The sequence below is a fragment of the Methanocalculus sp. genome, from assembly GCF_029762515.1.
Classification (GTDB): domain Archaea; phylum Halobacteriota; class Methanomicrobia; order Methanomicrobiales; family Methanocorpusculaceae; genus Methanocalculus.
In genome coordinates, this window is the sequence record NZ_JARVGN010000014.1 from 1 (window position 1) to 12345 (window position 12345).

Consider the following 12345-nt stretch of genomic DNA (forward strand, 5'->3'; position numbering starts at 1 on the left):
ATTGCCGCCGGAAAAGCCGTCGCAAAAGCCATCAGGACAACACTTGGACCACAAGGGATGGACAAAATGCTTGTTGATTCAATGGGGGATGTTGTCATCACAAATGATGGTCTCACCATCCTGGAGGAGATGGAGATCGAGCACCCGGCAGCCAAGATGATGGTTGAGATTGCAAAGACCCAGGATAAAGAAGCTGGTGATGGCACAACGACTGCCGTTATACTGGCGGGTGAACTTCTGAAGATGGCTGAGGATCTCATCGATCAGGATGTACATCCGACCACCATTGTTGAGGGATACCGGATGGCCAGAAAGAGGGCAGAAGAGATACTCATTGAGACCTCTTTTGAAGTCAACCTCGGGGATACTCAGTTATTAAAGAATATCGCTGCAACAGCGATGACGGGTAAGGGTGCAGAGACTGTTAAGGAACGGCTATCGTCACTCATTGTAGAGGCAGTAGAGATGAGTGCTGATGATCAGGGCAAGATCGATGCCAGGGATATCAAAATTGAGAAGATGGTTGGAGGATCTGCTGAGGATTCCATGATTATCAGGGGGATAGTTCTCGATAAGGAGCGGCTTCATCCTTTGATGCCGGATACAGTCCCTGATGCAAAAATCCTTCTCCTTAATGCGGCAATCGAGTTTAAGGCGATAGAGACTGATGCTGAGATCAGCATCACCCACCCGGATCAGATTCAGGCATTCGTTGAGAAGGAAGAGGAGATCGAGAAGGCACTTGTTGATCGGATTATTGGATCCGGTGCAAATATTGTCTTCTGTCAGAAGGGTATCGATGAATTTGCAGGACATCACCTTGCGAAGGCGGGCATTCTTGCTGTTCGACGTCTGAAGAAGTCAGATATGGAGAAACTTTCCGAGATGACCGGTGCAACGATCATCTCGTCTCCCGATGCGATCTCCGGAGATGATCTCGGATTTGCTGGCAAAGTCGAGGCCAAGAGGCTCTCTGGAACATATATGATTGTTGTTTCTGAGTGTAAAAACAAGGAAGCTGTCTCCCTCCTCATGAAAGGAGGTTCGTCACATACTGTAGATGAAACCATACGTGCCGTTGAGGATGGAGTTCGCGGAGTCTGTGTCGCTCTTGAAGATAACAGATTTGTTGCCGGAGGCGGGGCCTCTGAAATAGAGCTTTCACGCCGTCTCAGGAAGGTGGGATCAGATGTGGGTGGCCGTGCACAGCTTGCCATTGAGGCATATGCAGATGCTTTTCTGACCGTGCCACGGACTCTTGCGGAGAATGCAGGGCTTGATCAGATTGAGATGCTTGCTCTCCTTCGTACTGCCCATGAGCAGGAGGGAAGAACCAATGGCATTGATCTCGATACCGCAACACCGATCGATATGAAAGAAGCAGGTGTTATTGAACCCCTTCGTGTCAAGATGCAGGCAATCAGCTCTGCAACTGAAGCGGCTATGATGATCCTCAGGATCGATGAGATCATTGCTGCATCCGGAGCAGGTGGTATGCCCTCTGAAGAAGAGATGGCAGCAATGCAGGCGATGGGAGGTATGGGTGGTGGCATGCCCGGCGGCATGGGCGGAATGCCCGGCATGATGTAAATCACCCCTCAATTCGTTTCACTATGGCTTGCCGATGAGCAAGCCACCCTCCCAATATTGATTTTTTTTCTTCAATGAGAAACACTATAACCCCACACACCTGACTCAGTATATCATGTTATCGAGACTGCGTGCCCTCCTCGGCCGCCCGGATATGCCGCCTGAAGCGGAGGTGATCCCGTTCTCCAGCCTTCTTTCCTGGCTTGATGAACAGGAGAATGAGATCACATCCCGGATAGCCGGGAAGTTCACCGCTCCAATAACCGAGTTTGATCTTGCGATTACTTCTCTTGAGGAACTCATCCATGCATTTGAGGAAGAGCCTGAGAATCTCGAAGATGAGATCATGCTCCACCCGAAGGTGAAATCGGTATTAAAGACCGCCCGCCCCCAGACCATCCGTTCCCTCCGCCAGGCACTGGAGAAGAAGCCTTCCGGCGATCCAAAGGAGTACTATACAGCCGCAACCGATATTCTCAAAGGGGTGATTGCGGCTGCGAAGGGGCCAGGAAAGTACCTTCACCTTGTCTATAAAGAGGAGATGCCTCAGATGCGCCGGATCATCAAGGAGATGGGGCGGGCAGTGAATGATATGACGGCTGCCCTTTCCGCCGGTACACAGGAGAGAGAACGGATCGGCGAGATCAGATCCAGGTACCAGAGGCTTGAAGAGATTGGCCGGCTTGTGGGGGAGGCAGTGGACCGGTCACAGTCAGGACAGGAGAGGGAAGCATCCCTGATCAAGGATATAGAGCGTGCTGAAGAGGAACTCTCAGCCATCAGCACTGTTCTTGTAAAGGAGAAGCTCTCCTCTGCAGAACGCGATCTGGAGGTTGCCATTCAGAGCTATGCACAGGTGAGAGCTCCTGCTGCCGGCGTGATCAGGCGGGCGGAAAAACTCCTGAAACATCATAAGTCACCAACCGGTGCCCTCAGGCCACTTCAGGATCTCTCTGAAAGGCAGGTGCCGGATAAGGAGATCTCTCCTGATCTGGAACCGGCACTCCAAACGATCAGATCTCTCGTCACATCAGGTGAACTCCAGTTAAAGAACCGTGAGGAGCAGCAGCTCTTTGGTGAAGGGAATCTGGAAGAGCAGGTGAAGGCAGCCTCTGCCGGGTACTGGCGCCTGGAAGAGCAACTCCGGCAGATCAGGGAGGAGGTGGAATCCGATCCCGCTGTCCGGGAAGAGAAGCGGCTGGTGCAGGAACTGGATCAGATGAAGAAAGAATTATCCGGAATCGGTTCAGCTGCTGCCACTGCGGAAGAAGAGCGGGGCAGGCTTCTGGAAGAGCAGGGTCGCCTCCGTGATGAATTGCAGGAGCTGCTTGGCAACTCCGGCAATGTCGAATTCAGCTAATCGGCCCGATAATAGGTGCGGATTGCCCTCATCATCTCTTCCGGGTGCCGGGTGCCGAGGAGCACCTTCTCACCTGTCTGTTTTTTGCATCGGATCACCTGGTTACCGCTGACGAGATAGGCGATCCCCTCCCGCCTGCAATACCGTATGCCCCATCCACCGCAGTCGCGGATCGGGCGGATGGTGATCTGATCGGCTGCTTCCAGATCGCTCCAGGGGATGATCCGATCCTTCCGAACAATCGGCGGCATCCGGTAGCTGATCCCATGAACTGATACGTGGGTTTCCAGCCTGAGCACTGCAAAGAAGAGAGGGAGCAGCACCCCGAAGGCGAGGATGATTCCTATCTGAACCGGCCCGGCAACCGGTTCTGTCACCAGTGCGGTATACCAGGAGATGATGGCAATCCCGGCAATAAGGGCGATGAGCCACGGCTGCCGGAAGTACTGGGTTTCATGATATTCAAGGCTCATGGGTGAGAGCTCCTTTCTTCAGAAGGCAATATGTTAATTATCTGTAAGAATGTATGGGTATCTGTCTGATGATCCTGCAGTTCACACCATTTACAATAATCTATCTTGTAACAATAGCAATCGGCTTGTATCTCTTTCATCTGGCAGAGGATATTTCGTTTGCACCGGGAAGGAAACTGGTCAGGCTGGTTATCATTGGCACCATAGTCTGGAACGGCATGTATGCTCTTCAATTGCTTGTGATCGATCCCGGAATATTCCTGATATCAATCCTCATCGGAATTACGGGCATATACATGATTGTATCGGCACTTCTCCTCTTTGCCCTCTCTTATACCGGGCGTGAGCAGTACGTAAATTTTGTGGCATTTGTTCTTCTGATGATTATTCCTCTCCTGATACTATCCGGCATTGCCACAAACCAATACTTTTCTCTCTTCTATACCTCGATTAACACCTATGCTGTAGGGGATCTGATCCTCTTTTTCCTCGAATATGGTCCGTTTTTCTGGGTCCATACGGGATATCTCTGCCTGCTGACCGGATTCACCATATTCCTCCTTTTTATTGCCTGGATGGATTATCCTTCGCTGTACCGCAGGCAGATCGGCATACTGATACTGGTGATCCTTCTCCCTGTCGTGACGGATGGTGTCTTTATCCTGAAATTCGGCCCTTTCCCGGGCTTGCAGATCACACCTGTGATCCTCATCCTGGTGAGCGGAATCCTCCTCTTTGCATCATCACGGTACCACCTCTTCAGCGTCCTACCCCGCACCCAGGCAAGGATCCCCGAACAGCTGAATGACGGCCTTCTTATAATGAATCCGGATGGCATTCTGATCTATATGAACCCGGCTGCCGAAGGATATCTCTTAATCTCTTCTGATCAGGCAGTCGGACAGAAAATAACTGATATCTGCCCCTCTCTTCGGATAGATGATGGAGCCACAGAGATCTCTGTCCTTGATGGTACAATTCTTGAAGTTCGGAAGAATCCTCTTCTCAAGACACGTACTTCTGAAGAGATTATTATCCTCCATGATATTACAATCAGGAGAAGGGCTGAGAAAGGCCTTCGTGAGGCAAACCGTCAGCTTTCGCTCCTCTCAAGTATCACCCGTCATGATATCCTGAACCAGATCACGGTGGTGCAGGGCTATATCGAACTCTCCCGTGATAAAGAAATGGATGCTGAGCTCTCCCGCTTTCTTGAAGAGATGAAGAGGGCAACAGAGAATATACAGTACGAGATTGAGTTTACCCGGATATATCAGGATCTCGGCACCCAGGAACCGCAATGGCAGGAGATCGATTTCATTTTGAGAGCTCCCTGCCGTACCCGCCTCATATGTGAGTGTGATGGATATGCCATTTATGCTGATCCGATGCTTCCGAAGGTCTTTGAAAACCTCTTTGATAATGCCCTCCGGCATGGCGGGCGGGTGACGGAGATCAGTGTCATATGCAAAGAGGTGGACGGATCGCTCAGAATTGCAGTTGTTGATGATGGAGCCGGTATAGCATCTGAAGAGAAAGAGCGTATCTTTGAGCGGGGGTATGGGAAGAATACCGGCTTTGGACTCTTCCTTGTCAGAGATATCCTCGCCATTACCGGGATCACCATCCATGAAGAGGGGGTGCCGGGCGAGGGTGCACGGTTTGTGATGATTGTTCCGGAAGGCGGATGGCGGCGGGATCGGGAATGAGCGGAGAATATAAAAATATTGGTGATATAAAGGATTATAGGATGAATCCGATTACCCGGCTCCACCATAATCTCCACTATATCCGAAAGTCCTTCGGAGTTGCTCGTATTGGCATCTTCGGATCGTTTGCCCGTGATGAAGCAACCCCGGAAAGTGATGTTGATGTTCTTGTTGAGTTCAGGGAAGGTGAAGAAACATTTGATAATTTAATGGATCTGAAATTTTACCTTGAGGATCTACTTGGGCGGAGAGCCGATCTTGTTATTGCCGATACATTAAAACCACGAATTCGCGAATCTGTGCTGAAGGAGGTTGTGTATGCCTAGAAATCTTCTTCTTTATCTTGAAGATATTCATGATGCAATTGAATCTATCCACTCATATGTTGGATCGCGCTCATTTGAGGAATTTGTCAGTGATCCGATGTGTATTGATGCTGTTTTGTTGCAATTCATTATCATCGGAGAGGCGGTGAAGCAGATTCCTGTTGATCGTACATCCTCTTTTCCAGAAATCGAATGGAGAAAGATTGCAGGACTTCGGGATATTAGTGTCCATTCGTATTACTCTATCAAGCCAACAATCCTTTGGGGCATCATCAAAGGAAAACTTGATACCCTGAGTGAAGCAATCGAATCGATGATTTTGTCAGAAGAGGAGAGGCAGTAGAGGGCTGCCTCTATGTCGCTTTTCTTAATTGGATTAATTTGGGGGGCAGTATATCCCTTTGATCAGGACAAGGGGTGTCCCGGCATCGGCTGATCCGGTGATGAGATCCGAGAGGCTTGCCAGCACATCCTCCATACGGCGGGGGGTTGTCCCTTCGCACTCGATGCAGCTGATACCACGGGCTTTCTGTGATTCCGTCTCGATCATCTCCATGATCTCAAGTTCAGATCGGCCCTCTTCATGATACTTGTCGATCAGGTATTTCATCTTCACGCCTTCACGAAGCACCTCTTTGATCCCCTTTGTTGCAGCAAAGGCAGCTTTTGGGTCAGCCAGTTCATAGATGCCGCTTGTCGGATCCTTGTATGCACCGTCTCCAAAGACCAGAATCTCAATATTCTTCCCTGTAAGTTTTTTGATCTCCTGCTGGAGGAAACAGACGAACTCTTCGGATTCAAAAGGAGCGAGCTTGAGCCGGCAGCTCGAGGACATATTGCTCCCTAAAAGCCCCCATTCCGATGTGGGTGGGCAGGTACCGCTGCTGCATATCTCCTGAAGGGTGCAGCAGTTGCCGATTATTGTCTTCAGTACTTTCTTTGTCTTCTCACGGGGGTGGATATTGGCGATGATGACCCCATCGGGATTGAATTCCGCTATCCGCTTTGGGTCATTGCAGAGGATGATTTTTGGTGTTGCACCCTCGCCTCTGATGATCTCTTCATAGAGCGTGAGATAATTGACGCCTGTTAAGGGGTGGGTATAATTACCGTCGATATCATCCGGTGTGAAGAGGCCGCCATGCCGGCGATCAAGCTCCTCGGCAACCTCAGGCGGGAGGATCTGGTTGCCGACCTCGTCATCGGGATAGGAGAACCAGACGATAACTTCGCCTTCTGGAACCGCTTTTGCTATGGATTCGAGGATGAGTGAAAAACGGTTCCGGCTTGCTATCGGGAAGACGACCGCAACCCTGCTATCTGGCTTGAGATCCAATGTCTTCCTGACCTCTTTTGCCGTCTCTTCTGTTGTGATCATATTGTTCTGTGCCCGTGCCACCACCGATTCGGTGATGGAGAGGACATCGCCCTCTGAGAGCATCCCGTCTTCATTCAGCCTGACTGCTTCATCAAGCAGCATCTTATGAAGATCTGATCCCGGAACGACCATGCCCATCTTTATTCCAAAGGCACAGGGGCCAACATATGCTGGTAATTGAAACACGACTATCTCCTCTTCGGTACACCGTTCCTATTCGGACGATGCTTTTTGTACTTGTATCTACTGAAAGGCTTTAGCGTTTCCGAAATGTTGATGAGAGTGGGTAGGCGCATACCGCTTCCTTCCTGATGCTATTCCCGGATGGATGGGTTGGCAGGGAAGCATAGTTTCTCCTCTTTCTCCAGAGGCATTGATACTGACCAGAGGTTTGATAGAGGCTCAGGCGCATTGATGCATATGGCTACTATAGGGAATCAGGTTCTAGGGATCAGCGGGAGTCCGAGGAAAGGCGGTAATTCGGACACTCTTCTTAAATATATCCTGAAAGGAGCTGAATATGGTGGGTATTCAACAGAGGCTGTTCATCTCCGTGACTACCAGTTCTCCTCGTGTACCGGGTGTGAGCGGTGCAGAAAGGATAAGAGCTGTACCGGGCTTCGCGACGGCATGACGCTCATGTACCCGGATATTCTCTCCTCAGAGGCACTTGTTCTCGTCTCCCCGACCCATAACTACAATATTACAGCAGAGATGAAGGCCTTCATCGACCGGCTCTACTGCTTCTATGATTTTGAAGATACCCGGCCGAGGGCGTGGTCAAGCAGGCTTGCCGGGCAGGGGAGGCGGGCAGTGATCGCTTCTATCTGCGAACAGGAGAGCCGGGAAGATATGGGATTTGCACTGGACGCCCTCCGGCTCCCGCTTCAGGCGCTTGGGTATGAGATTGTTGCGGAGATTGCCGTCTTCTCTCTCTTTGACCGTGGTAAGGTGCGGGACTGCCCTGAGGTGCTGGAAGAGGCTGAGGAGGCAGGGAGGAAGCTCTGCTCTCCCTGATCTCTTTTGTTGGATCTTCAGACGGTTGCCCGCCGAAAGACGTAGACACTAACTGAGAGGACGATTACAGCCCCGATCAGAAGCCCCGCAATTGTTGTTGCCGGGAAGATGCCCTCCTGCATCGACCTGATCGCATCGATTGCATAACTGACAGGGTTCAGCCGTGCGAGCACTTCAAGCCATCCAGGCATCTGATCATAGGGCATCAGTGCGCTGCTTGTGAAGAAGAGTGGCATGGCGATCATCGAGTTGAATGCCGCATAGGAGTCATGATCCTCAAGGCTCAGGGCAACCGTGGTCATCACCGAGGAGAGGAGCACGCCGAAGATGAAGAGGACGAGGTATGTCTGAAGCAGGAGGAGCGGGTCAAGGAAATGTGCCCCAAGGAGGATCGCCATCACCAGGATGATAGTCGTCTGGATCAGGCCCCGGCAGGTGATGAAGAGGATCTTTCCAAAAAGGATCGTCTCCCGTGGAGCAGGCATTGCAAGAAACTTCTGGAGGAACCCGAGGATCTTGTCGAACATCAGGAGGGCTCCACCCTGCAGGGATGCCCCGAGCATCGTGAGGACGAGAATGCCGGGGGTGATGAAGTCGAGGTAGTTGTCTGTGAAGCGGATCGGGAGGGCTAAACCGACGAAAATGAGCCATGCAGCCGGGAGGATGAGTGCGGAGATGACATTGATCTTTCCACGGCTCCACCTTCGGAAGTCCCGCTCCATGTAATAGAGTGTCTCTCTCATCTTCGCCTCCGAAGCATCGTCCTGAATCGCTGGAAATCAAATGCCATCGTCTCATCCTGTTCGCCGACGAGGGCGAGGAAGACATCGTCGAGGGTTGGCTGGCGGATAGAGACCGACCTGACATTCATTCCGTCATCGGTGAATGCACGGGAGAGGGCAACCCCCGCCTCCTCGCCGTTCACAGCTTTAAATCTGAGTTCATCACCGCTTCTTCCAAGATACGAGACACCTTCAGGGAAGATGCCTTTGAATGTACCATCTGCCCGGATAGCCACGATATCCTGGCAGATCTCTGTCTTCAGTGCGGTTGGGGTATTCATAGCAACCACCCTGCCTTTATCGATGATACCTATCCGGTCACAGGCATGATCTGCCTCATCCATATAATGTGTCGTGACAAAGACGGTCATTCCTTTCTTCTTCAGTTCGATGATATGATCCCAGATCCTCCGTCTGCCTCCGACATCTAGCCCGATCGTCGGCTCATCCAGAAAGAGCACCTCGGGATCGTGCACAAGCGCCTGTGCAAGCTCAAGCCTTCTCCGCATCCCGCCCGAGTACGTCTTCACCAGATCATCTGCACGGTCTGCCAGCTCGAGCATAAGGAGCGCTTCATCTGCGGTCTCACGGGGCTTTGGGATGCCGTAGAGTTTTCCATAAAAGATAACATTCTCCCTGCCGGTGAGTTTTGGATCAACTGCCATGTCCTGCGGGACATAACTGATCTGCTCCCGTACCTTTTGGGGATCTTTTGTAACCGAGTACCCGCAGATATGGGCGTCACCTTCTGTCGGGGTGAGGAGTGTGGTAAGCATCTTCACGGTGGTCGTCTTTCCCGAGCCGTTTGGCCCGAGGAGTCCGAAGATCTCCCGGTCAATTGAGAGGTTCATCTCCCTGACCGCAATGAGGGTGCCGAACTGCTTGGTTAATCCTGAAATTTCAATGGCTGCCACCGTGTTAACCCCCCCAGGGTATACTATCCTTTGAGTATCTGACATTTGAAAGGTTCGATCCGGTGAAAACAGAAAAGAGAAGAGGTGATCCAATCAGAGTGGAATACCCAGAAGATGGAGTATGATGATGATGATCACCCCGATGATCCCGCCAATCGCACTAATCAGGATTGTAACGATATTGATCGGGATACCCGGCTCACCGAAGAGACCGATGAAATTCAGGATAAAGAGGATGACAATACCGATGATCGCATTATAGACAAGGTAAATTGCCTTCTTCAGGAAATAGAAGATGACTACTGCGATCACGACTGCGATGATGATGCCAAAGAGCGAGCCGAACATACAGGAATCTCATCGTTCCATCTATTTAAGTTTATATGCTTTTTCCCTGGTACTGATCCTCTGCTGCATACAGATCATTTATCTATCTGTCCTCCCCCTCTTCTCATTGGAGAGATGCAAGCGATGTCACAGTGGAAATGTTCGGTCTGCGGGTATGTGTATGATGAGGAGGCGGGCGAGCCCTCGACAAAGACGGCACCAGACACCCCTTTTGATGAAATCACCCATGAATGGCGGTGCCCGGTCTGTGCGGCAGAGAAGTCCGCGTTCTCGGTTCTTCCAGGAGAAGGCGAATCCGGCCCTGCTCTTTCGATGATCTGGAGGTGCACCGTCTGCAACTACCGCTATTCCGAAGAGAAAGGCGAGCCTGCAACAAAGACACCGGCAGGTACACGGTTTGCAGAACTGGCAGATGACTGGCGGTGCCCGGTCTGCGGGGCTGCCCGTGCAGCCTTTGTGATGGTCCGAAAGGATGCAATCGCCCACGAGCAATCCGGCATGACGGTATCGGATGTGATCATTGACGGACTCCTTGCAGCCGGAATCGATCTCGTCTTCGGCCTCCCCGGCACCTCCTCGCTCGGCCTTGTGGATGCGATCCGGAAGAACGGGAAGGTACGCTATATTGTTGTGCGGCATGAGGAGGCAGCGGCGATGGCAGCATCCGCATACAACAAGCTCACCGGAAGAATCGCTGCCTGCCTCACGATTGCAGGCCCCGGTGCTACGAACCTCGCAACCGGCCTCTATGATGCAAAAGAGGATGGGGCATCTGTCCTCTCCCTGAACGGTCAGGTTGAGATGCAGTATACCGGCGAGTACGGGATGCAGGAGATCGATCAGGATGCCTTCTTCAGGCCGATAACTGTCTATAATAATACCATTTCTGATCGGAAGATGACGCTTCTCCTCCTCTCCCGGGCGATCCGGTATGCAACACTCCGCCATGGTGTTGCCCAGCTCTCGATTCCAAACGATATCCAGAAACAGTCCCTTGATCCTTCAATCTGTAAAACCGAGATTGTGATTGGTGAACCTGCAATCATCCCGGATGCTGCCTCGCTCCGGCAGGCAAAGGAGGCGATCGATTCTGCCATTTCACCGGTTGTGATCGCCGGATTTGGGGCATATCATGATGCAGATGCCGTCCTTGCCTTTGCAGAAGAGATCGATGCCCCGATCCTGACCACGTACCGGGCAAAGGGCATCCTCCCGGAGGATCATCCCCGTGTGATCAGCGTGCTCGGATCGGTTGGATCCCCGCAGGCACGGATCCTGACAGAACGATCTGATCTGATCACCTGCTTTGGTGTCGGGTTCTCGAAGTTCACAAATGTTCCCCTTGAGACCCGTATCATACAGGTGGATACGAATCCTGTGAAACTTGGAATCGGGAAAAAGACGATCCCGCTCTGGGGCACCTGTTCGGAGACGATCCCTCTCCTCACGCAGATGGCCGAAAAGAAGAACCGGTCCGGGCTGGCGGATGAACTTGCCGGAATGAAGAAGGCATGGTTTGCCCAGCTGGAGAAGGAGGCTGATTCAGGTGCAGTTCCAATCCGCCCACCCTACATCATGAAGGTTCTCTCTGAAACCCTTCCTTTTGATTCTGTCATCTGCCTGGATGTTGGAGAGAACCAGTGGTGGTTTGGGCGGAACTTCCTGATGAAACGCCAACGGTTTGTGATGTCGGGGTATCTCGGGACGATGGGCTTTGGGTTTCCGGCAGCAATCGCCGCAAAGCTCGCCTACCCGGAGAAACAGGTCGTCTGCATCACCGGCGATGGCGGCTTCTCACAGGCGATGGCGGACTTTGTCACCGCGGTGAAGTACGATCTCCCGATGGTCGTCATCATCCTGAATAACCGGCAGCTTGGGATGATACAGGTCGAGCAGCTGATGGAGAACTACCCGAACTTTGGAACCGATCTCCATAACCCGGACTTTGCCGCCTATGCAGATGCCTGCGGCGGTGCCGGGTTCCGGGTGGAGCAGCCGGGTGCACTGGAGGGAGTGGTTCGGGAAGCGCTTTCGATGAATAAGCCGGTGATTGTGGATCTGATCTGTGATCCAAGGAGGATTGTGTGATTCTGGATCACTCGCTTTTATAATTATTTATTTACGTTAAGAAAACAAAAATTGATCTATGCGCTACCGGGGCCTGCTTGCAATCCTCCTTCTCTCTGCCGCCCTTGTTCTGAGTCTCATCATTTCTGTGACGATCGGGCCAACGAGCATCAGGCTCTCCTCCATATTTGTGGATGCAACCGCTTACCAGATCATCTTTGATATCCGGCTGCCCCGTGTCATTGCAGCGGTGCTGGTGGGAGCAGCGCTCGCAACTGCCGGATCAGCTATGCAGGCGCTCTTCAGGAACCCGATGGCCGATCCCTATATCATCGGAACATCCGCCGGTGGATCACTTGGGGCGGTTGTCTCGATCGTCTT

Annotated in this window: 13 protein-coding genes; 8 read left to right on the forward strand and 5 right to left on the reverse strand. The window is 51.9% G+C overall.

Going from position 1 to position 12345, the window contains the following annotated elements; translation table 11 throughout:
- A partial coding sequence (gene thsA, locus QCH34_RS01015; protein WP_300328625.1) for a thermosome subunit alpha occupies positions 1 to 1590 on the forward strand: 1590 nt, incomplete at its 5' end.
- A gap of 115 nt (positions 1591 to 1705) precedes the next feature.
- The gene (locus tag QCH34_RS01020) at positions 1706 to 2950 is read left to right on the forward strand and encodes a hypothetical protein (protein WP_300328628.1); all 1245 of its coding nucleotides are present in this window, start codon (positions 1706 to 1708) and stop codon (positions 2948 to 2950) included.
- Here the strand turns inward: QCH34_RS01020 and QCH34_RS01025 are convergent.
- Positions 2947 to 3423 (reverse strand): hypothetical protein, encoded by a 477-nt coding sequence (locus QCH34_RS01025; RefSeq protein WP_300328631.1) that lies wholly within the window; start codon positions 3421 to 3423, stop codon positions 2947 to 2949. The two genes, QCH34_RS01020 and QCH34_RS01025, sit on opposite strands and share 4 nt — an antisense overlap.
- Positions 3424 to 3491: 68 nt before the next feature.
- Between QCH34_RS01025 and QCH34_RS01030 the strand changes: the two genes are divergently transcribed.
- The 3 genes from QCH34_RS01030 to QCH34_RS01040 are packed head-to-tail and all read left to right on the forward strand — an operon-like array spanning position 3492 to position 5801.
- On the forward strand, positions 3492 to 5132 hold the full coding sequence (locus QCH34_RS01030) for a histidine kinase N-terminal 7TM domain-containing protein (protein ID WP_300328634.1): 1641 nt from the start codon (positions 3492 to 3494) through the stop codon (positions 5130 to 5132).
- A gap of 41 nt (positions 5133 to 5173) precedes the next feature.
- Positions 5174 to 5458: a nucleotidyltransferase family protein gene (locus QCH34_RS01035; RefSeq protein ID WP_300328637.1), complete on the forward strand. Its 285-nt coding sequence runs from the start codon at positions 5174 to 5176 to the stop codon at positions 5456 to 5458.
- Complete coding sequence (locus tag QCH34_RS01040; protein WP_300328640.1) at positions 5451 to 5801, forward strand: HepT-like ribonuclease domain-containing protein; 351 nt, start codon at positions 5451 to 5453, stop codon at positions 5799 to 5801. The genes QCH34_RS01035 and QCH34_RS01040 overlap by 8 nt, the downstream gene beginning before the upstream one ends.
- 33 nt (positions 5802 to 5834) lie before the next feature.
- Here QCH34_RS01040 and QCH34_RS01045 read toward each other — a convergent pair whose 3' ends face one another.
- Positions 5835 to 7022, reverse strand: coding sequence for a coenzyme F420-0:L-glutamate ligase (locus QCH34_RS01045; RefSeq protein WP_300328643.1), 1188 nt, complete (start codon positions 7020 to 7022; stop codon positions 5835 to 5837).
- Between the two features lie 234 nt (positions 7023 to 7256).
- Between QCH34_RS01045 and QCH34_RS01050 the strand changes: the two genes are divergently transcribed.
- Positions 7257 to 7853 carry a flavodoxin family protein gene (locus tag QCH34_RS01050; RefSeq protein WP_300328646.1) on the forward strand — a complete coding sequence of 199 codons (597 nt, stop codon included), beginning with the start codon at positions 7257 to 7259 and terminating at the stop codon, positions 7851 to 7853.
- A gap of 17 nt (positions 7854 to 7870) precedes the next feature.
- Here QCH34_RS01050 and QCH34_RS01055 read toward each other — a convergent pair whose 3' ends face one another.
- The 3 genes from QCH34_RS01055 to QCH34_RS01065 all read right to left on the reverse strand — a co-directional run bounded on the left by QCH34_RS01055 (position 7871) and on the right by QCH34_RS01065 (position 9897).
- Positions 7871 to 8596 (reverse strand): ABC transporter permease, encoded by a 726-nt coding sequence (locus QCH34_RS01055; protein ID WP_300328649.1) that lies wholly within the window; start codon positions 8594 to 8596, stop codon positions 7871 to 7873.
- On the reverse strand, positions 8593 to 9549 hold the full coding sequence (locus tag QCH34_RS01060) for an ATP-binding cassette domain-containing protein (protein ID WP_300328654.1): 957 nt from the start codon (positions 9547 to 9549) through the stop codon (positions 8593 to 8595). The genes QCH34_RS01055 and QCH34_RS01060 overlap by 4 nt, the downstream gene beginning before the upstream one ends.
- Positions 9550 to 9642: 93 nt before the next feature.
- The gene (locus tag QCH34_RS01065; protein WP_300328657.1) at positions 9643 to 9897 is read right to left on the reverse strand and encodes a pro-sigmaK processing inhibitor BofA family protein; all 255 of its coding nucleotides are present in this window, start codon (positions 9895 to 9897) and stop codon (positions 9643 to 9645) included.
- A gap of 123 nt (positions 9898 to 10020) precedes the next feature.
- On the opposite strand from QCH34_RS01065, the gene QCH34_RS01070 reads away from it, so the two are divergent.
- Positions 10021 to 11985 (forward strand): thiamine pyrophosphate-dependent enzyme, encoded by a 1965-nt coding sequence (locus tag QCH34_RS01070; RefSeq protein ID WP_300328660.1) that lies wholly within the window; start codon positions 10021 to 10023, stop codon positions 11983 to 11985.
- Positions 11986 to 12043: 58 nt separating this feature from the next.
- On the forward strand, positions 12044 to 12345 hold a 302-nt coding region (locus QCH34_RS01075), incomplete at its 3' end, for an iron chelate uptake ABC transporter family permease subunit (RefSeq protein ID WP_300328663.1).

Coding starts and splice junctions, on each gene's coding strand:
- QCH34_RS01035 (WP_300328637.1), top strand. CDS start 5,174: ATGAATCCGATTACCCGGCTCCACCATAATCTCCACTATATCCGAAAG.
- QCH34_RS01025 (WP_300328631.1), bottom strand. CDS start 3,423: ATGAGCCTTGAATATCATGAAACCCAGTACTTCCGGCAGCCGTGGCTC.
- QCH34_RS01050 (WP_300328646.1), top strand. CDS start 7,257: ATGGCTACTATAGGGAATCAGGTTCTAGGGATCAGCGGGAGTCCGAGG.
- QCH34_RS01065 (WP_300328657.1), bottom strand. CDS start 9,897: ATGTTCGGCTCGCTCTTTGGCATCATCATCGCAGTCGTGATCGCAGTA.
- QCH34_RS01055 (WP_300328649.1), bottom strand. CDS start 8,596: ATGAGAGAGACACTCTATTACATGGAGCGGGACTTCCGAAGGTGGAGC.
- QCH34_RS01040 (WP_300328640.1), top strand. CDS start 5,451: ATGCCTAGAAATCTTCTTCTTTATCTTGAAGATATTCATGATGCAATT.
- QCH34_RS01020 (WP_300328628.1), top strand. CDS start 1,706: ATGTTATCGAGACTGCGTGCCCTCCTCGGCCGCCCGGATATGCCGCCT.
- QCH34_RS01030 (WP_300328634.1), top strand. CDS start 3,492: ATGATCCTGCAGTTCACACCATTTACAATAATCTATCTTGTAACAATA.
- QCH34_RS01070 (WP_300328660.1), top strand. CDS start 10,021: ATGTCACAGTGGAAATGTTCGGTCTGCGGGTATGTGTATGATGAGGAG.